Source organism: Anabaena sp. CCY 9402-a (assembly GCF_963920945.1).
GTDB classification, from domain to species: domain Bacteria; phylum Cyanobacteriota; class Cyanobacteriia; order Cyanobacteriales; family Nostocaceae; genus Trichormus; species Trichormus minutissimus.
Genome location: NZ_CAWUDL010000038.1, coordinates 22,164 through 43,551, shown reverse-complemented (window position 1 = coordinate 43,551; position 21,388 = coordinate 22,164). Strand labels below are relative to the sequence as shown.

The following is a 21,388-nucleotide window of genomic DNA, read 5'->3' as shown; positions in this document are numbered from 1 at the left end:
ACCTGAGAGGGTAAATTGAACACTGTGTAGCCACGACTTCTAGCCGCCTTGAAGTTCAACACAAAAAGCACGAGTAATAAAGACTACTCATGCTAATAACAGTTGACATCCATCGTCTCTCTAGAACTACAAAGCAAAAGAAAAAACCGCTTTTTACCTCTTCTCAGATCATGGTTTTATTTCTGCTGTAACTTACTAGATATAGTACCGGAGAGACTAAAACTATATTGGTTGACAAATTTGTATTACATCAACCACCTGCGACAGCCGGGACAATACTCACTTCATCCCCATCTTTCAAAGGTGTAGCTGTACCCTCCAAAAAGCGAATATCTTCGCTGTTGACATAAAAATTTAAAAAGCGTCGTGGCTGTCCCTTTTCATCGCACAACCGCGATTTAATCCCAGGGAAGCTTGTTTCTAAAGAGTCTAAAAGTTCAGCAATGTTGCTCCCACTAGATTCTAGCGCAGCTTGATTGTTAGTGAAATTTTGTAGAGGGGTAGGGACTAAAACTTTTACAGCCATAGTGAGTTAATAGTGGTCAGTTGTTACAAAGAGGTTGTCAATAGCCATTAGCAGTTTACTAATGACTATTGACTATTAACTAAACAAGAACTTGTTGCCATTCCAAGCGGTCTAAAGTACGCGATCGCTCTAATGCACGTTCAAAACTATCGAGTTTGGCATCAATTGTCAAAGGTTCGCCAATATAGCCTTGTATTGCTTCTTGGGTTTTTAAACCGTTGCCAGTGATGTAAACCACAGTCGTTTCATCTGGATCTATCTTGCCAGCTTCTACCAATTTTTTCAGTACAGCAACAGTAGTTCCGCCAGCTGTTTCTGTGAAGATGCCTTCTGTTTCGGCTAGCAACTTCATCCCTTCGATAATTTCTGCATCGTTGACTGATTCAATATTACCGCCAGTCTTCTTGGCAATCTCAACGGCGTAAACACCATCGGCTGGGTTGCCGATCGCAATTGATTTAGCAATTGTATTCGGTTTAACTGGTTTAATAAAGTCGCGATCTTCTCTAAACGCTTCGGCGATTGGTGAACAACCTTCTGCTTGTGCGCCACTAAAGCGGACGTTTTTACCTTCTACCAAACCAACTTCGACAAATTCGTTGAAACCTTTATAGATTTTGGTGAACAGTGAACCCGACGCTAAAGGTGCAACTATATGATCTGGTAGTTCCCAACCCAATTGTTCAGCAACTTCAAACCCTAGTGTTTTAGAACCTTCAGAGTAGTAAGGACGTAAATTAATATTGACAAAACCCCAACCGTGTGTATTAGCAACTTCCGAGCAGAGGCGATTTACTTGGTCGTAGTTACCTTTGACAGCCATCAAAGTAGGACTGTATACCAAGCTTCCCAAGACTTTACCAGCTTCTAAATCTGAGGGGATGAAGACACAACAGTCTAAACCGGCATGAGCTGCGATCGCAGCTGTAGAGTTTGCCAAGTTACCGGTACTTGCACAAGAAACTGTTGTGAAACCCAACTCCCTAGCACGGGAAAGAGCAACGGACACCACCCGATCCTTAAAGCTCAGGGTGGGCATATTTACCGCGTCATTCTTTATATATAGTTTGTTTAGACCCAGGCGGCGGGCTAGACGATGGGAACGTACCAGGGGAGTCATACCTGTTCCCACATCAATTACATTGTCAGTTGCGACGGGCAAAAAGGGACGATAACGCCAAATTGAGTTCGGGCCAGCTTGGATGGTTTCGCGGGTGACAGTTAGACGCAAAGCATTGTAGTCATATTTCACTTCCAAAGGCCCAAAGCATAACTCACACACATGAATGGCTTTGAGTTCATATTCCGCGCCACATTCTTTACATTTCAAAGCACTAAAGGTGGCGTTGCTTGTTTTGGTAGGAGTTGATACTGCCTGAGTCATAGTAACTATCTTTCCCTGTTTGTCCGTCAACTGTGGCTGAATACTAACACGAGTAAAAATACCAGTCAAACATACCCGACTAAAATTATCGGGTATTTTATAACGTTACCTAGATTGGTACAAGCGCAATCCTACGCTTTTGCACCACCGTATTACTGAATGGAAATAATAATTTTGTATAAAAAGATAGATAAGTTTTTAAGATTGCCTCTGTGAAAAAAAATAATTGTTTTTGAACTAAATCTTTAAAGACTGGTATTTTAACGGTTTTTAAATCTATTTTTTTTGGTTTAAGGTTGTGATTGTTATGCGATCATCCTGTAACAATAAATTAACTCTATTTCGATAAATCAAGCTTAGTCAATCAGCAACTGGTTGTGCCAAAGCTCATATATGAGAGCCAACCCATATTCCAAAGTGATTTAGATTGCTTTGGAATCAGTTTTCTATGGAAAGAAATAACTGCAACATACATCAAACGTAGATTTCAATGACTCTGGTGTATTTTGCATTTGTTCTCATCGAAATTTACCAGGCAGCACTTTACCCAGCAAATACACCAAATGAAATCTCGGCATAGAATTAATCAGACGAAGAAGTCTAGACCTTACCGCGCTTTAGTCGCAACAGTATTCCTAGCTAACGGTATTTTCCAATTTATTGCACCTGTACTAGCTGAAGGAACTACTGCTGGTACATCTATTAGCAACGAAGCCACAGCCACCTACGAAGATCCTAATGACCCTGACAAACCACTCAACACTACTTCTAACACAGTAACCGTCACTGTCGCGGAAGTTGCAGGTATCACAGTTGACTATACAGGTTTGGTAGATAGTAACGGTGGTAATGTTACAGTTGACGATTTATTAATCTTCAATTACACCATCACCAACGTCGGTAACGACCCCACCGGCTTCCGCATACCCAACCTTGCTAGTACAACTGGGCCAGCCACAGTTTCTGGAACATTGCCTGATGGCGGCACAGCAAATAACCTGCAATATAGTATCAACGGCGGGACAACTTGGGTTAACATCACTGGTTCAGACGTAATTGTACCCAATATTCCTGTAGGGGGTCAGGTCTTAGTCAGAGTACCAGTTACTGTACAGCCAGGCGCACAACCTAATGACACGATTACCGTTAAGTTGGGTAATACTCCCGCCAATGCTCAAAACGTCCTACGAAGTCCTGATGGTGGTGACGTTTACACTGTAGATAACCCAGATGGTACTCCTACTGATGCAGAAGTAGATGGTGTTCCAGTGAACGGTACTAGAGAAGCTAGTGATACTTCTATAGATGTGAAAGTGGGTGCAGTTGTTAAGACCTACTCTTTAGCGACTATTCTCAAGACACGTACTGGTTACAACGCTGGTACACCTAACTTAATTACAGATGACACGATCACCTATGGGTTGAGTTTACGAGTTGAAGGCAATGATCCCACAGGAAAGGGACTGACACCAGCCGCCTTGGAAGGGACAGATATTCAACTTAATACAGGTTCAGGTACAACTACTCAAAAACGCATCTTAATTTCCGACGCGATTCCTGCAGGTACGGATTTAGCAGCCATACCAACTGCCCCACCTGGATGGATACAAGTTTATACTACAGATGCAGTAACCACAGATGCTAATGCTGCCGCATGGACGATAACAGCACCCGGTACTCTAAGTACAGTCACCCGTGTTGGTTTTATCAACAACCCCGCTACGGTTACTTCTGTTGCACCCAATCAAACGGTAACTGGTTTTTCCATTCAATTAGCCGTTGAATCTAGTGCATCTTCACCCCTGCAAGTTGCTAACATCGCCCAAGTATTTGGTCAAACCCCTGGTACTAATGTGCCTGTATACGATGAATCTGGTGATCAAAATCCCAGTAATTTCGATGGTCAACTGGGCAACATGAAACTACCTACAGTTACGGATACCAATGATGATGGTATTCCTGATATTGTCGATAGCAATAGTGATGGTATTCCTGATAATTTGAGCGTTGATGATGGTTTTGTGAATAACCCCGCTACGCCCGAAACAGGAGTTGATGGTAATAACGATAACACTGGTGTTGGCACAGGTGGTGAAGCCAACATCTTTACTGTAGAAATTCCTGTAACTTCAGCAGTTCTCAATGGCCCTGTAAATGCTCCTGCTGCCATTGGCCCATCTGGTACAACTAATGACGACTTCACTAACAAATCTTCTTTAGTACCAGCAGGTACAGTACCAGGTGCGACACTTAACCCGCAAGCAGTAGCTTTCACTAACACGATCAGAAATAATGGTACTAACACCAGCAGTTACTCCCTTGTTCCTACGCCACCTGCAACGGCTAGTCATTTACCCACGGGTACATTAGTCACCATTACCTACGGTTCTGAATCTAGAACCTATGTTTGGAATGGTACTAATTTCCTCTTTAATAGTGATCAATCAGCTATTGATGCCCTAAGTAAATACATTACTATTCCTAGCGTCCTAGGTGGTACTAATATCAACTACGGTGTGGAAGTTGATCTACCTGCTGGAACTCAGTTATCTACAGATATTGGCAGAGGTTTCCCTGTTCCTATTACGGCTTTTGTGGATGATACTAATGCTGGTTTGGGTTCTGAAACTGTCCGTAATACAACTATTAACCGTGTATATACTGGTTACTTGAAACTGGAGAAACTCTCCAGAATCTTAGATGCAAATGGACAGCCAGTAGCAGGTGCTGATGGTCAACTTAGCACTGCTGCCAAGAAACCTGTACCTGGAAATATTATTGAGTACGTAATTCAGTACAGTAATATTTCTGAGCCACAGTCTGGTAACGGTAATATTATTTTGAATGCCAGTAATGTGGTGATTAATGAAAATGGTGTGGTATCTCCTAACAACTGGGCATTAGATAACGATAGTAATGGCCAGATTGATACCAGTAACATTATTGGTTCAGCCACTGATCCAAATGGTAATATCCAGTTCTTTAACGGTAATCCAGCTACCACCCTCGGTAGCGATCAGACTGGAACTACTTTAACTACCGACGTGACTAGATATGTCAATACTGTAACTGGTCAGGTAGCACCAGGTCAGCTAAGAACATTTACCTTCCGTCGTAAGGTTAACTAGAGTTTTGCAGAGTTTGTAGTAAGTATTTTAGTGCTGAGAAATTCAGGACTAAAGTCCTTACTACAAACATGGGAATTATATATCTAAGAGTTTTTGAGGCAATTTAAATGAAGGGTATTTTTATTGCAGGTATGGGAGCATTTGCTCTGATTGCCACTGTACCATTTATCGATGATGTACCAGGAGTAGCTGCTTTCTGGTCATCTAGCAGTGTGGTGGCGCAAAATGTTCAAAAGCAACCACAATTACAGCTACGTTTAGCAGCAGAAAAGCAAGTTGTAACTAAAGACCAACAAGGTAAACAAAAGGTTGCATGGCAAGCGTTACAAGGTAAGGCTGTGGTACAACCAGGGGATATATTACGTTATACCTTGAGTGGGGAAAACAAGAGCGATCGCCCCATTAAAAATCTCACTCTCAATCAACCCATTCCTCAAGGGATGATGTATGTGTTGAAGTCTGCCAATATGAGTAATAAAGATGCCAAAATTACCTACAGCATTGATGGCGGACGTAGTTTTGTAGATAACCCCACAATTAAAGTTACCCTCCCTGGTGGCAAAGTTGAAACCAAACCAGCACCAGCAACTGCTTATACTCACATCCGGTTGCAACTTCCCTCTGTAGCAGCAAAAACTACAGTTCAAGCAACTTATCAAACTCAGGTACGCTAACTGACTGGTTTTGTACTGTTTTTGGGCAACATTTACTTATTAGTCAGCCTTTGTTTATTAATTGATCGTGATGACATCTGTTGACTAGATAATTCGTAGTTCATAATTTGTAATTCGTAATTGATGAAAAATCTACATCGTACATTTTTTCAAGATGCGATTTATCGCATCTTTAGATGAAGCTTTTTGTCTTGACCTCTTAATTGGGGCTTCTGATGTCTTTGGGCTGGAGATAATTATCACTTTTCAATAAATGTCTTTATTAATAAATGTAAATATCAGGGCGTGTCTGAGGAGATAAGTCAGTGAACCGTCCTCGTAACAAGAAAAAAAATACTTTTGGTAGTAAATTCTATCAACAGTTAACAGCAACAATCCTGCTTGGCAGTTTGTTACAAACGACCATATTCATCCCAGCCACTGCACAAGATGCTCGTGTGGTCAATCTCACAAATCAAGCTACTTATACTTATCAAGATACTGCTAGCAATAATCGATATGAAGGACTTACTAGTCAGATTAATTTAAATCCTGAGCCATTAGTTGACCCATTAGGACGCATTTTAGGTTGTGGAGGTGCGCTTTTACCAGATTACACAGGTTTTTCTGTGGGTGTATATGAACCTAATCCTAATGATCCAACGGGGACAGAATTAGGGCAATTAGTTTCTCTAACCCGCACAGAAGTTCCTGATATTCCTAATAATAATATTCCTGGTGGTAAAGCACCAAATAGTGAAAATATTAATCCTTATTTCATTACTAATAATCCGGCTGGTGTCTATAATTTCTTACTTGATCCAAATAAAGGTCAAACTGATCCAGGTAGGACTTATATTTTTGTAGTTAATCCCCCAGCTAATTCTGTTTATCAGCAACGACGCATCAAGATTGAAATTCTTGATAGCGCAGGTGCAGTTAATAACAGTATTGTCCGTTATATTGCTACCTCTTTAGATGGTCAACCAATCAGTCTCACTGGCGAAACCAGAGTAGAAAGCACAGTGGTCTTAGTTCCAAATGCAGAAGTCGTGGGATTGGACTTATTAGCTTTTGAATTTACTACTAATATGTGTCAAGCCAGTCAGATGCAGATCATCAAAACAGGCGATCGCGCTGCGGCTGAACCAGGCGATACTGTAATCTATCGCCTATCAGTCCGCAACTTATCTGATGCGGCTTTAAATAATGTAGTTGTCACCGATAATTTACCTTTAGGATTTAACTTTTTACCTAAATTTGTCCGGGGAGAAATTGATGGTCAGCTAGTCGCCATCACTTCTACACGTAATGGTAGCACTGTCACCTTCAACACAGATGTCAGTATCCCCGTCGGGAAAGTGCTAAATATTGCCTACGCAGCACAATTAACGACTGACTCTCTGCGCGGTACTGGAAGGAACAGTGCGATCGCCAATGCCTTACGTGCTGACAATGGTTTTAGTATTAAAGATGGCCCAGCTACCCATCAATTAAGAATTCGTCCAGGCATAGTTTCTGACTGTGGCACAATTATCGGTCGTGTGTTTGTTGACAAAAATTTCGATGGGGAACAACAACCAGGAGAACCAGGAGTTGCCAACGCGGTAATTTTCTTACAAGATGGCAACCGAATTACTACCGATCCCAATGGTTTGTTTTCCGTAGCTAACGCCTTACCTGGAAGTCACGCCGGAGTATTAGACCTCACCAGTGTTCCCGGTTACAAACTCGCGCCCAACAAAAAATTCCGTGAGCGTAATAGTCAATCTCGCCTAGTGCGCTTAGAACCAGGAGGCTTAGTACGGATGAATTTCGCCGTTACTCCGATCGCTGAGGAGGTAGTTAAGCCATGAAACCTGTAACTAATTTCAATTTGAGGTTCATGGGAGTGATGGTAGGGGCTTTTAGCTGCGTTTTGTATCCGGCTATAGCTCATAGTGCAACTGCTGATACTAATAATCACCCAGAATTTTTACCAGAGTTAGAAAACCCCTCGCCTTCGACAAAACAAGAAGCTTTAAATATCCCCCCTTCCCTAGTAGGGAAGGGGGTTAGGGGGTTAGGTCAAACAACTACTCAATCAAACGCGCCAGTTCCCCTAGAAGCAGGAATTCAAGAAATACAGAACGAAAATGTTCAGCTTTCTGAAAATGCCATCCCACCATTTCAACCCTCAGTAGATGTTGAAGTACCATTAGGCTTAAGCAAACTCACCGCACCCATCCCAGACAGACTTAAAGAAATCCCCACATTCCAACCAGCCATCGAAACCCCCTTACCCAGAGGCTTAAGTAAGTTAATAGCAGCAGAACCAGACAAAAACGATGAAACCAAAGAAAATACTCCCCAATCCCCAGCATTAAAAATCCTCACCCCCACTGCTGACAGCGTTGTAGATGTCCCAGCAACTACAGTAACGGTAGAGTTTCCTGTTGGTAGTCAAGTAGAATTGCGGGTGAATGGTGCATTGGTAGATGCTTCTTTATTAGGAAAAACCGAAACTGATGCGGATACAAACTTAGTAACGCAGACATGGTACGGAGTCTCCCTTAAAGACGGTGAAAATACTCTCTCTGCCCAAATCGTAGGAGGTACAGAGACACCTGTCACAGCCAGGGTAGTAGTCAGAGGAACAGCCAGTAAATTAACGATAGAAACCGTTGAGTCTCGTATCCCGGCTGATGGACGTTCGACAGCGACAATCAAAGGTCAACTGCTAGATGTAAATGGAAATCGATCGAATCAAGATGCGATCGCTACTTTAATCCCTACGGCTGGCGAGTTAGTAGGAACAGACTTGAAACCAGAACAACCAGGATTTCAGGCAGAGGTAAAGAAAGGAGAGTTTACAGCTCAATTGCGTTCTGATCTCAAAGCCCAAACTGTGAGAATTAGAGCTATAGCCAATGATTTAGAAGCCTTTACCCAATTGCAATTTGAAACAGCACTGCGTCCCAGTCTAGTAACTGGGGTGATAGATGTGCGTTTAGGTGCGAGAGGGACAGACTATTACGGGAGTTTTCGAGATTTTCTCCGTCCTGATAAAGATACAAGCACCCAATTAGATTTTAATTCCGCTATCTTTGCTACGGGTACTCTGGGCGACTGGTTATTTACGGGTGCGTACAATAGTTCTCGCAGCCTCAACGAAGATTGCAACTGTGATAATCGACTGTTTAGGAGTCATCAATTTAGTGAACAAAACTATCCTGTCTACGGTGATAGTTCCAAAATTGATGTCGTTGCACCTTCTATTGATAGCCTATATCTACGCTTTGAACGTTCCACTCGTATCCCTGGAACTGCGCCTGATTATGCGATGTGGGGTGACTACAACACAGAAGAATTTGCTCGTTCTTCTCAGCAGTTCACCGCTATTACTCGCCAACTCCACGGCTTTAAAGCCAATTACAACTTAGGAAATCTGCAAATTACAGGTTTCTATGGTAATAATTTAGAGGCTTTTCAACGAGATGCGATCGCACCTGATGGTACTAGCGGTTATTATTTCCTCTCTCGTCGGCTATTAGTCCCTGGGAGTGAGAATGTCTTCATTGAGTTAGAAGAATTAAATCGCCCTGGTTCAGTATTGCAACGGGAACAACTAAATAGAGGAGCAGACTACGAAATTGATTACGATCGCGGTACTCTAATTTTTCGTGAACCAATTCTGCGTACAGATATTGACGCAACCGGACAAGTTCTTGTCCGGCGCATTATTGTTAGCTATCAATACGACGGTGAGAACACCGATAGCAACATTTATGCAGGTCGTCTGCAATATAACTTTTCCCGCATCCTGAATCAAGAAAGTTGGCTAGGAGCTACCTACATCCGAGAAAACCAAGGAGTACGCGGTTTTGAACTTTATGGCGCAGATGCCATGATCTCTTTAGGTTCTCAAGGTAAGTTAACCGCAGAATATGCCCATTCCACCAATGATTCTGACATCATAGGACAGGTAAGCGGCGAAGCTTACCGCTTAGAAGCCCAAGGTGAGATTTTTACAGGTTTACAAGGTCGCGCCTATTATCGCCACGCCGATACAGGTTTTGCGAATAACGCCACCATTAGCTTTGTTCCTGGTCAGACTCGTTATGGCGGACAGTTAACAGGAAGAGTTTCTCAAACTACCAATATTCGGGTGCAGTACGACCACGAAGATAACTTTGGCATTGCACCGCAACCCCTAGATACCTTTGAAGAATTATTTTCACCGCGTTCAGAAGCCATCCCCGGTAGTAAAGTTGATAATTCCCTCACAACTATTTCTGCGGGGATACAACAACGTTTGGGTAAAGCTATTGTAGATGTTGATTGGATTCATCGCGATCGCCAAGACAGGATTTCGACTAACGCCTTAGAAAGTACATCCGATCAATTGCGTAGTCGTTTCACCTATCCCCTCACCAATAAACTAACTTTCCAAGCCCAAAATGAACTCACCTTATCTTCCCAAAAAGATATAGTCTACCCAGACCGCACTATCTTAGGACTAAATTGGGCTGTTGTTTCTGGTGTAAATATTAGTCTCGCCCAACAATTTTACACTAGCGGTCAATTAGAGGGAAATTCCATCACTAGTTTAAGTGTCAACGGCGAACATAAACTTGGTTCAGATACTACTTTAACTGGTCGTTACTCCATTATCGGAGGGGCTAACGAACTGACTACCCAAGGTGCTGTAGGTTTAAAAAATCAGTGGATGATTGCTTCTGGATTACGGCTAAATCTGGCTTACGAACACGTCTTTGGTAACTTCTTCAACCGCACCGCCGCAGATCAACAATTTGCCCAACCATTTGCACCTGGACAAAGTGCTGCTGCTATTGGATTTAATGGTGGTGATAGTTACAGTGTTGGCTTGGAATATGCTGATAATCCAGAGTTTCAAGCTAGTGCGCGTTATGAACATCGCACTTCTTCTGGTGGTTCTAATACGGTGATTTCCGCCGCAGCTTTAGGTAAAATTTCCCCTGCGCTGACGGCTTTGGTGCGTTATCAACAAGCCAACTCTTCTAATCAAAAACTCTCTGGATTGGGTGATACGGTGAACTTAAAGTTGGGTTTAGCTTACCGTGACCCCACCGACGATAAATTTAATGCTTTGTTGCGTTATGAATATCGTCAAAACCCGGCGATTATCCCCGACACAATTCTGTTAGGTAGTGGTACGGGTTCTCAAGACCATACCTTTGCTGTAGAAGCTATTTATGCACCTAATTGGCAATGGGAATTTTATGGTAAGTATGCACTGCGTAATAGCACTTCTTATTTAGCGAATGACTTGGCGGGTACAAGTACAGTAAATCTGGGACAATTGCGTGCTACTTATCGCTTGGGATATAGCTGGGATTTGGTGGGTGAAGCGCGTGTAATTGGTCAAGCTAACTATACTGAGACGGGTTTTGTTGTGGAAGCAGGTTACTATTTGAGTCCTAACCTACGTCTTGGTGCTGGTTATGCTTTTGGGAAAGTTGATGACCGTGATTTTTCTGGTACGCGATCGGCGGGGGGGCTTTATTTGGGTTTGACGCTTAAACTGAATGAATTATTTGATGGGTTTGGATTACAGAAACCTGTGGCGCGTTAAGGGTAGATGTGGAGTGGAGACGTTGCACTGCAAGGTTTCTACCAGGAAATAAATATATTTATAAGGATATTTTATAACTAATTTATTTATGAAAAATTATCAGAAAAATATTAAAAATTTCGGTGGTTTATTAATAAGTACAACATTGGTACTACAACCTACGTTAGCCCAAGCTCAAATCCAGCGATCGTTCTTAAATCCCAGTTTTGAGCAACCTGTTTTTGCTACTAGCTGTTACATTCAAGTGGATGAAAGCCAGATCCCTGGGTGGACAACAACCCATAACACCAAGCAAGGGACAGCTTCTTGTGCAACTACTGGTTTCACTACATTGGGCAAAATTATCGAGATTTGGACAAAGGGATTCAGTAGTGTTAACACAGCGACTGGTGCAGGAAATCAATTTGCTGAGTTAAATGCTGAAGAAAACTCTCAATTATATCAGAACCTATGTCTATATCAAAATGAAACAATTACATTCTCTCTTCTACACCGTGGGCGGACAAATTCATCCACTCCTGACGTAGCTAATTTTTTAATTGGGTTAATTACTGGAACACCAACTATTTTTGGACGATTCTCAACAACTAATAATGGCACAGTTACCACACAACCTGTTGCACAGAACGGTGCAACTATTCCCACGGTCACTAATAATAACGCCGGCGATGGCTGGGTTCGGTACAATGGCTCTGTGCCTTACACTGGTTCGACTGGTAATAAACCTGTAGGATTTGCAGCAGTTTCCACCGCGAATAATAACCTGACTACAGGTAACTTCCTTGATGATGTGCAGTTTGCTGGTAAACCTGTGCTGGAGTTTGTCGCCAGTTCCGGTGATGGGGCTGAATCAGAAACTAATCCCACTACCAACCCTCCCAAACTGAGGGTTGTTGGTTTAGTGCCAACAGGGGGAATTAGTGTTCCCATTACTGTCAGTGGGACAGCGATTTTAGGTACGCATTTCACTACAACATCAGGTACATCTACCTTTAATATGACTATCCCTGCGGGCAACTATGACGGTAGCAATGCTAATAGTGTCTTTAGTATTCCCTTTACTGTCATTAATAATAATGTTCCTGAAGGAATTAGGACAATCATATTTACCCTAGAACCTTCATCCAGTTTTTTTGCTAGTTCTACAATGACTTGTGGTGGTAGCCCGACTATCGTTTCCAACTACACAATCTATGATGATGATTTCGTTAGCGGTAAGGTGTGGAATGATGCGGACAATAGTGCAAACAATACTTTCACTAATATCAATACTGGTTCAGAAACGGGTACTAATGCAGGTGGGGTGTTAAATGCTATTCTGGTAGATTCAAATAATAACGTGTTAAGAACAATACCTGTCGCCGCAGATGGTACTTACACATTTCTCAACGTTCCCCTCAATCAAAATAACGTCAAAATTATTTTAAGTGCAACTCCTGGAACAGTTGGTAATACTGCACCTTTGCCATCCCTTCCTGCTAACTGGGTTAATACTAGCCCACTAACAACGTCTACTTTTAATACTGGTACAGATATCTCTAATCAGGACTTTGGGATTGAGCAGTTACCTAATACTAATGATGTCACTGCACTTCAACAACCCAATCCGGGCGGAACAAATAAAGTGCAAGTACCTACCCTATCTGGAACTGACCCTGAAGATGGTAATCTTGGTGCTGGTAAAAGCTTTAAAATTGTTACTCTGCCAACTAATGGGACGCTATATTACGACAACATACCTGTGGTAGCTAACCAGGTGATTAATAGCTATGATCCAACCAAACTGACACTAGACCCAAATGATGGTGCAATCACAGTTAATTTTACCGTAGCAGCAGTGGATGCGGCAGGAAAAGAAGATCCTACGCCTGCAACAGTAACTATGCAGTTTACATCTGCTACAGTTGGTAATTCTAAATTACTATTAGTCAAACGTATCACCCGCATTAACAACCAAGACTTCACTAATATTGTAGATGGTAGTAGTAATGTAAATAATACTGATACTAATTATGTAGCTGCACCACGGGATACTGATGATAATGATTCTAAGTGGCCAGCTAATTATTTACGCGGTTTAATTAATGCTGGGACTGTTAAGCCAGCAGATATTTTAGAGTACACTATCTATTTTCTTTCTAGTGGTCTAAGTAATGCAGTTAAGGTTAAATTATGTGATTTAGTACCTAATAATACGACATTTTTGCCTACTGCGTTTAATAGTTTAACTCCCAATGATGGCGGTTTAGCTGATGCAGATCAAGGGATGGCTATGGCAGTGGATTCTACTACCCCGACAGTATATTTTAGTAATGTAGCAGATAGCGATCGCGGCACTTTTTACCCAGCGAATGATCCCAATACACCCAGTTTCTGCAATAACAGTGGTAACAATACCAATGGGGCTGTAGTAGTAGAGATTACCCGCAATTCTATTTTACCTACCTTATCACCAGATTCTTACGGCTTTGTACGCTTCCGGGCTAAGGTGAAGTGAAATTTGACTTTTGACTTTTGACTTTTGACTTTTGACTTTTGACTTCCGCCTTGCGGTACTAGCCACCGCTAACAGGTGGAATTAACACCACTTCATCACCATCTTTTAAGACTGTATCGGGTTCGACAAAAATCAAATTAATCCCAAAGCGAGTAACATCACGCCATTGGCTGAGTTTTGGGTGTTCGGTAATCAGGCGATCGCACACTGCGCTAACAGGTGTACCATAGGGAAAATCTAACACTAGCTCTGGTACTCCATATATTTCTTGATAGACAGCAAATAATTTGACTGTGATGGTGATAGCTGAATTGCACATATAATTTTATCGTCCGAGTTTTACGGTACGAGCCTTTTTAGGGACGCAGACTAGATTGACAAAGTTTCTCAAGTTTGGGCGATTATTTGAGATTTACTGTTTACTATCACTAACAAAAACGCTAACTCTTGATTTTAACGGTCGTTACATACACTTTATTTAAAATTTATTTAATTTTTGAGCAAAATGCAACCAGAATTCAACTTTTTTCAGCATTGGTATCCAGTATCACCCGTTGAAGATATAGATCCTCAACGACCTACTCCCATAACACTGTTAGGGTTGCGTTTAGTTATCTGGAAGCCTAAATCTTCGGAAACTTACCGAGTATTTTTGGATCAATGTCCGCATCGTCTTGCGCCTTTAAGTGAAGGACGAGTTGACGACAAGACAGGGAATTTGATGTGTAGTTATCACGGTTGGCAATTTGATGCGCAAGGGGTTTGCACTCATATTCCCCAAGCTGAGAATCCAGAAATTGTCACGAAGAATCAAGATAGTTTTTGTGTGACGACTTTACCAGTTCGTCAAGCAAATGATTTACTCTGGGTCTGGCCAGATGCTAAGTCAGCAGAGTTAGCGGATCAAACACCTTTACCTTTGTCACCGCAGATAGATGCTAGTAAAGGTTTTGTTTGGAGTTCTTTTGTCCGTGATTTGGCATATGATTGGCAAACTTTAGTTGAAAACGTTGCCGATCCTAGTCATGTGCCTTTTTCTCATCATGGGGTGCAGGGGAGGCGAGAACAAGCAAAACCCATTCCTATCGACATTGTGCAATCTACGCCAGAATTGATTGAAGTCAATGTGAGTAGAAACTTGAAAAGTACAATTATCTTCGAGCCACCTTGTCGTTTAGAGTATGCTATAAGTTTTGGTGATGCGGGAAAACAAATAGGATTGATTACTTACTGTATTCCTGTATCCCCCGGTAAATCTAGAATTGTCGCTCAATTTAGCCGTAATTTTGCCAAAGAACTCCATCGGTTTACACCCCGTTGGTGGGATCATATCAACAACCGTAATCCTGTTTTAGATGGAGATATGGTTCTATTACTTCAACAAGAACAGATTCTCCAACAAAGACAAGCAACGGAAAGCTGGAAAACAGCCTACCAAATGCCTACTAGTGCAGACCGTTTAGTCATTGAGTTTCGTAGGTGGTTTGATCGATATTGTCAGGGAAAGTTACCTTGGCAAGAAGTTGGACTGAATATTGCAGAATCTTCAACCATCAATCCCGATCGCACTGTGGTGTTAGATCGTTACAAACAACATACCCAGCATTGTAGTAGTTGCCGTAATGCCTTAAAGAATATAGAGCGATCGCAAATCATCCTCCTGGCATATTTTGCCATTACCGTGGCTGCGGCTGCCATCCTTCCAGACAGCCTCAGACTGAAGTTAGGTTTACCTTTAGTAATTAGCGGAGTTTTAGGTCTTGCTGCTTATGCTTGGCTAAAATTCTGGCTAACTCCGAAATTTTACTTTGTAGATTATGTTCACTCGGAAAGATAGGGACAGGTGACAGGGGACAGGTGACAGGGGACTGGGGACTGGGGACTGGGGAATTTTAGATTCAAACTAATCCAAAATCTAAAATCCAAAATCCACTCATTGAATTGCCCAATGCCCATTGACTTTTTCTAAAAAATCTGCTCCAACTTTTGGAAGTCGCGCTGTATTTCTTCCCATAAGGTTTTATTATGGGGGTCAGTTTTTAAGGCTTTTTTGAGATAAACTCTGGCTTTTAGTAGTTGGTTTTCACTAATGAGAGCGCGTCCCCAAATCTGATAGGCGATCGCTTGCCATTGGCGTACTTCTGCATCTTTGGGTAAACGTGCGGCTAAGGCTTCGGCTAGGGCGATCGCTTGGGGAAATCGCCTCTCTCTCAAAAATCTTTGCAGTTGTTCGTATGTCTTCCACTTTAGCCGTTGTTCGATTTCTACAATGTTCGGCGGTTGGGTGGTTGGTGGTTTCTCAGTTGTTGCGGTAGCTGTAGTTGCTTTTTGTGGTTGGGTGGTTTTTGTCTCTTCGCGTTTAGATGTAGAAGTAGGCGACGGCTTTGTCCGTGGGGTTGTCTCCTCTGGTGGGACGACAGACAATAAAAATCTGTATGCCTCAGTCAAGGCAATGAATTTATCCTGAGCTTTTTTATCACCGGGGTTGATATCCGGGTGATATTGGTGCGCCAGTCGTCGGTAAGAGGTTTTAATGTCGGTAAAAGAAGCTCCCGACCTTAAACCCAATAAACGGTAGCAATCTCCAAGATCCATTTTGATCTATTAGTGGTGAATATTCAGTTATCAGCTATGATCTGCCAACCGAAAGTTTTAATAATATTGAATAATCTTATATTTTATAGTTCATATTTAACGAATTTTGTAAAGGATTGGGAATGGGGCATTGGGCATTGGGGTAAAATCTCCTCTGCCCCTTTGCTTCTTACTAGTACAACACGGCGTAAATAAGCAGACTATTTCAAAACAGCAAAAGCCTTGATATATTAAACTTTTGACTTTTGACTTACCCTGCGGGAAGCCGCTTTCGCGTCTATGACTTTTGACTTCCGCCTTGCGGTACTAGTCCCCAGTCCCTGATTCTACACGCGGTCTTCAATCACACGGTCAATTAAGCCGTATTCTTTCGCTTCTTGGGCGGACATGAAAAAGTCCCGATCCATGTCTTTTTCAATCTTGGCTAGGGTTTGACCAGTATTGTTGGCATAAATTTGATTCAACTGGTGACGAATGCGGATAATTTCTCTAGCTTCGATTTCGATGTCAGTAGCTTGTCCACGAGTCCCGCCAGAAGGTTGGTGAATCATAATTCGGGAATGGGGCAATGCTAGGCGTTTGCCTTTAGTCCCAGCTGCCAACAAGAAAGAACCCATTGAAGCCGCTAAACCCACACAAATCGTTACGACATCTGACTTGATGTGCTGCATGGTGTCATAAATTGCCAAGCCGGATGTCACCATACCACCGGGGGAATTGATGTATAAGAAAATATCCTTACCTGGGTCTTCTGAATCCAAGTACAGCATGACAGCGATGATTTGGTTAGCAATTTCATCATCCACATCACGTCCTAGGAAAATAATCCGTTCCCGGTACAGGCGATCGTAGATGCTAATCCAATCTGTAAATTGACCGCCGGGCATCCGATAAGGAACTTTAGGAACTCCTATAGGCATATTTGACTCCGTTAATAGTTAATTTGGGCAGGGTTAGTAGAGAGTGCTGAGTAGAGAGTGCTGTTAGCGGTAGCGCGGCGTTTAGCCGGTGCTGAGTGGTAAAGTTTTTAAATTAATTTTTACTCACTAGTCGTTACTCATTACTCATTACTCATTACTCATTACTCACTACTTACTAAAGAACACTAGCTGGTAGTGGGGGATGGGCGAGTTCTTCTTTTTCAAAGACTCGATCGATTAAGCCGTATTCTTTGGCTTGGTATGGAGTCAGGTAGAAGAGACGATCCATGTCTTTGGTAATTTTTTCTGTTGTTTGTCCTGTAGTCAGAGACAGAATATCAACCATTGAGGCTTTGTTAACTAGAACTTCTTTAGCCCGAATTTGAATATCTGTGGCTTGACCTTGGGCATAGCTCTTGGGCTGGTGCAGAATAATATTGGCGTTGGGTAAACTAGCTCGGCAACCTTTTGTCCCAGCACCAAGTAACATTGCTGCCATACCCATTGCAGAACCAATGCAAATGGTGTGGATGGGGGGCTTGATGTATTTCATAGTGTCATAGATGGCGAAGGCTTCGGTTTCAAAGCCGATGGGTTCACCGCTATAACCGGAAGTGCCGGTAGAGTTGATATAAATTTTAATCGGCTTTTCGGGGTCGTCGGACTGTAAATACAATAGTTGAGCAATTATTAATTCTGTGACAGCAGGAACTAGTGGCATCCCCAAATAGACAATTCGCTCCTTCAATAGTAGGGATGGTAAATCTGGCGGCGGTGTCCGGTAGGAACTATCGCCGTAGTAAGGGGCTTGAACAGCCTTGATGGGGGAAATGTCCATAGCAACTGATCGCCTGATATAGTGCCGTTAACTGTAATACATCCTAGCGCGATGCTAGCTATCTTCAAGTGCGGTTTTCTCGCTAATTAGCAAGATAGCTGGGCATCTGCCAATGGGTGGCTTCTAAGATATTCTGAATATATTATCTGACAATATATTAATGGATTACTTTAATTAAGTTTTCCGTAGCACTAGTGTAATGATTTGAAGTTATTCAAGAATATGTAAGGGACAAGTTCCCCTTACCCATGTTTGTTAAATATCCTGGAAATTTTGGGTTGTCAGTAACCCAGCCCTAAAGGGACTGAGCTTGTAAGAGAAATCAAGCAAGCTGTACTGACCCGTCTAAGTCTTAACTGACTACGTTTTTTGAGTCACGACACCCTGGGATACGCAGCCAGTCCCTTGCTCTGTCGCTTGTGATTAAACAGTTCTAAGGTCACTGGAACAGTGTTGCAAGCCTAACAAGCTCTTAAAACATTGACTAGGCTAACTTTACTCCCGCAAGGGAAGGCTCTATTGAGCAAAACATTATGCGCACAGGGTGAAAAGTTTGATCGGTAATTGTCCCGTTGAAAGTGCATTACAAAAGCACACCAAGCAGAGTAACCCCAAGGCGATAATGTTTCTAATATTCAAGGCGGTTAAAACCGCACGAGTCGTTTTCCTCTCAGGTCTAAAGACCCGCTCGTTTCCCACTTACCGATTTTTTTTATGAAAGTTAATTTGCAGCCTACCCTCAATGATGCCAATCTGGACGCTAACCAAATTAGTAGTCAGCGTCAGTTGGCGATTTCCATTTCAGCCGGTGCAGAACCTCAAGATCGCACTGTCCCATTGAATTTATGCTTAATTCTTGACCATAGTGGTTCGATGAATGGGCGACCGCTAGAAATTGTCAAACAAGCGGCGAATCGTTTGGTGGATAGATTGAATGTGGGCGATCGCCTAAGTGTGGTAGCCTTCGATCACCGTGCTAAGGTCTTAATCCCTAATCAAGCGATCGCAGACCCAGAACAAATCAAAAAACAAATCAACCGTCTCTCGGCGGATGGCGGTACAGCCATAGATGAAGGTTTACGCTTGGGGATTGAGGAGTTAGCCAAGGGGAAGAAAGACACTATTTCCCAGGCGTTTTTGTTAACCGATGGGGAAAATGAACACGGTGATAATAATCGCTGTTTAAAATTCGCTCAGTTGGCGGCTGGTTATAACTTGACTTTAAATACTCTGGGCTTCGGCGACAACTGGAATCAAGATATTTTAGAAAAAATCGCTGATGCGGGTTTAGGTGCTTTATCTTATATTCAAAAACCAGATCAAGCAGTGGATGAGTTTGGCCGTTTGTTCACGCGGATTCAAACGGTGGGCTTGACTAATGCTTATCTTTTATTCTCCCTTATGCCCAATGTCAGGTTAGCAGAACTCAAACCCATTGCCCAAGTTGCCCCAGACACAATTGAGTTACCCTTGCAACAAGAAAGTGATGGACGTTTTGCTGTCCGCTTGGGAGATTTGATGAAGGATGTAGAAAGGGTGATTTTGGCGAATATTTATTTGGGACAGTTACCAGAAGGTAAACAACCCATAGCTAATGTCCAAGTCAGGTACGATAACCCGTTCCAAAATCAAGCCGGCATATTCACTCCGAATCTCCCGGTTTATGCCAATGTGGTTAGGGTATACCAACCAGAAACCAATCCCCAGGTGCAGCAGTCGATTTTGGCCTTAGCTAAATATCGCCAAACCCAATTAGCAGAAGCCAAATTACAGCAAGGCGATCGCTCTGGTGCGGCTACTATGTTACAAACTGCGGCGAAAACTGCTCTGCAAATGGGTGATACAGGCGCGGCGACAGTGTTACAAACCTCAGCAACTCAACTCCAAGCTGGGCAAGATTTATCGGAAAGCGATCGCAAGAAAACTAGGATTGTCTCGAAAACTGTGTTGCAAGATACCCCTCAAAAATGAAAGTCCAATTGCTCTCAGCCTTAAGTGATCACAATATTGATGCGGCTCAACTCAATAGCCAGCGTCAATTGGCAATTTCCGTTTCTGCCATCGCCGAGCAGTTTGAGCATAATTTACCCCTAAATTTATGCTTAATTCTGGATCAAAGTGGTTCTATGCACGGTCAGCCTCTGAAAACCGTGATTCAGGCTGTAGAGCGATTATTAGATAGACTAGAACCTGGCGATCGCATTTCTGTTGTCGCTTTTGCGGGTTCTGCTACGGTCATCATCCCTAACCAACTAGTTCTCGACCCCGAAAATATCAAATCTCAAATTAAAAAGAAATTAACTGCTAGTGGTGGGACATCAATTTCTGAGGGTTTGCAACTGGGAATTACAGAATTAATGAAGGGGACAAGAGGTGCTGTTTCCCAAGCTTTTCTCCTGACCGATGGTCATGGTGAAAGCAGTCTGAAAATTTGGAAGTGGGAATTTGGCTCTGATGACGGTAAGCTGTGTCTGGAACTAGCGAAAAAAGCCGCGAAAATCAACCTGACTATCAACACTCTAGGTTTTGGTAATAACTGGAATCAAGATTTACTCGAAAAAATTGCTGATGCTGGTGGCGGGACTCTCTCCCATATTGAGCGACCAGAACAAGCCGTCCATCAATTTAATCGCCTATTTACGCGGGTGCAGTCGGTGGGGTTAACTAATGCTTACCTGCTGCTGTCTCTGACACCAAATGTCAGGTTAGCAGAACTCAAACCCATTGCCCAAATTTCCCCGGATATTATTGAGTTACCCGTAGAAACAAATGATGGTAGTTTTGCGGTGCGTTTGGGAGATTTAATGAAGGATGTCGAACGGGTGGTTTTGGCTAATTTGTACTTAGGAAAGTTACCCCTAGGAGAACAGGTAATTGGCAACCTACAGATCCGCTACGATGACCCATCTTTGGAGCAAGAAGGGTTACTATCGCCTATGTGGCCAGTGTATGCCAGCGTTTTACAGGTATATCAACCAGATTTTAATTCCCAAGTGCATCAGTCGATTTTAGCTTTAGCTAAATATCGCCAAACTCAGTTAGCTGAGACTAAATTACAACAAGGCGATCGCTCTGGTGCGGCGACAATGTTACAAACTGCTGCTAAAACTGCTTTACAAATCGGTGATCAGAATGCAGCCACGGTTTTACAAACCTCCGCTACCCGCCTACAATCTGGGCAAGAACTCTCAGATGCAGACCTCAAGAAAACTCGTATTGCTTCCAAGACAATTTTACAGAGTTCTTGACGC

General features: G+C 42.6%; 14 protein-coding genes. 8 read left to right on the top strand and 6 right to left on the bottom strand.

Going from position 1 to position 21,388, the window contains the following annotated elements:
- Positions 1–250: 250 nt before the first annotated feature.
- Positions 251–526 carry a MoaD/ThiS family protein gene (locus ACM0OR_RS15435; protein WP_190704178.1) on the bottom strand — a complete coding sequence of 92 codons (276 nt, stop codon included), beginning with the start codon at positions 524–526 and terminating at the stop codon, positions 251–253.
- Positions 527–605: 79 nt separating this feature from the next.
- The gene (gene thrC / locus ACM0OR_RS15430; RefSeq protein WP_414577182.1) at positions 606–1,910 is read right to left on the bottom strand and encodes a threonine synthase; all 1,305 of its coding nucleotides are present in this window, start codon (positions 1,908–1,910) and stop codon (positions 606–608) included.
- A 563-nt stretch (positions 1,911–2,473) separates the two neighbouring features.
- On the opposite strand from thrC, the gene ACM0OR_RS15425 reads away from it, so the two are divergent.
- The 5 genes from ACM0OR_RS15425 to ACM0OR_RS15405 all read left to right on the top strand — a co-directional run bounded on the left by ACM0OR_RS15425 (position 2,474) and on the right by ACM0OR_RS15405 (position 13,784).
- Positions 2,474–5,038 (top strand): beta strand repeat-containing protein, encoded by a 2,565-nt coding sequence (locus ACM0OR_RS15425; RefSeq protein WP_414577180.1) that lies wholly within the window; start codon positions 2,474–2,476, stop codon positions 5,036–5,038.
- 107 nt (positions 5,039–5,145) lie between these two features.
- Complete coding sequence (locus ACM0OR_RS15420) at positions 5,146–5,712, top strand: hypothetical protein (protein ID WP_414577178.1); 567 nt, start codon at positions 5,146–5,148, stop codon at positions 5,710–5,712.
- A 305-nt stretch (positions 5,713–6,017) separates the two neighbouring features.
- Entirely contained in the window at positions 6,018–7,547 is a 1,530-nt protein-coding gene (locus ACM0OR_RS15415) for a hypothetical protein (protein ID WP_323267204.1), read from the top strand.
- On the top strand, positions 7,544–11,287 hold the full coding sequence (locus ACM0OR_RS15410) for a TonB-dependent receptor (RefSeq protein ID WP_414577177.1): 3,744 nt from the start codon (positions 7,544–7,546) through the stop codon (positions 11,285–11,287). The genes ACM0OR_RS15415 and ACM0OR_RS15410 overlap by 4 nt, the downstream gene beginning before the upstream one ends.
- Positions 11,288–11,375: 88 nt before the next feature.
- Positions 11,376–13,784 (top strand): hypothetical protein, encoded by a 2,409-nt coding sequence (locus tag ACM0OR_RS15405; protein WP_414577176.1) that lies wholly within the window; start codon positions 11,376–11,378, stop codon positions 13,782–13,784.
- Positions 13,785–13,842: 58 nt separating this feature from the next.
- On the opposite strand, the gene ACM0OR_RS15400 is transcribed toward ACM0OR_RS15405, so the two are convergent.
- Positions 13,843–14,103: a MoaD/ThiS family protein gene (locus ACM0OR_RS15400; RefSeq protein WP_414577174.1), complete on the bottom strand. Its 261-nt coding sequence runs from the start codon at positions 14,101–14,103 to the stop codon at positions 13,843–13,845.
- A gap of 186 nt (positions 14,104–14,289) precedes the next feature.
- Between ACM0OR_RS15400 and ACM0OR_RS15395 the strand changes: the two genes are divergently transcribed.
- Positions 14,290–15,621, top strand: coding sequence for a Rieske 2Fe-2S domain-containing protein (locus ACM0OR_RS15395; protein WP_414577172.1), 1,332 nt, complete (start codon positions 14,290–14,292; stop codon positions 15,619–15,621).
- A 128-nt stretch (positions 15,622–15,749) separates the two neighbouring features.
- On the opposite strand, the gene ACM0OR_RS15390 is transcribed toward ACM0OR_RS15395, so the two are convergent.
- The 3 genes from ACM0OR_RS15390 to ACM0OR_RS15380 form a co-directional block, all read right to left on the bottom strand.
- The gene (locus tag ACM0OR_RS15390) at positions 15,750–16,379 is read right to left on the bottom strand and encodes a J domain-containing protein (RefSeq protein ID WP_414577170.1); all 630 of its coding nucleotides are present in this window, start codon (positions 16,377–16,379) and stop codon (positions 15,750–15,752) included.
- A 326-nt stretch (positions 16,380–16,705) separates the two neighbouring features.
- Entirely contained in the window at positions 16,706–17,299 is a 594-nt protein-coding gene (locus ACM0OR_RS15385) for an ATP-dependent Clp protease proteolytic subunit (protein WP_190704255.1), read from the bottom strand.
- Positions 17,300–17,474: 175 nt separating this feature from the next.
- Positions 17,475–18,137, bottom strand: a complete 663-nt coding sequence (locus tag ACM0OR_RS15380) for an ATP-dependent Clp protease proteolytic subunit (protein ID WP_190704257.1) — start codon at positions 18,135–18,137, stop codon at positions 17,475–17,477.
- A 714-nt stretch (positions 18,138–18,851) separates the two neighbouring features.
- Here ACM0OR_RS15380 and ACM0OR_RS15375 point away from each other — a divergent pair.
- Entirely contained in the window at positions 18,852–20,108 is a 1,257-nt protein-coding gene (locus ACM0OR_RS15375) for a VWA domain-containing protein (RefSeq protein ID WP_323267231.1), read from the top strand.
- Entirely contained in the window at positions 20,105–21,385 is a 1,281-nt protein-coding gene (locus ACM0OR_RS15370; protein ID WP_414577167.1) for a vWA domain-containing protein, read from the top strand. Before ACM0OR_RS15375 ends, ACM0OR_RS15370 begins: the two co-directional genes overlap by 4 nt.
- Positions 21,386–21,388 lie beyond the last annotated feature (3 nt).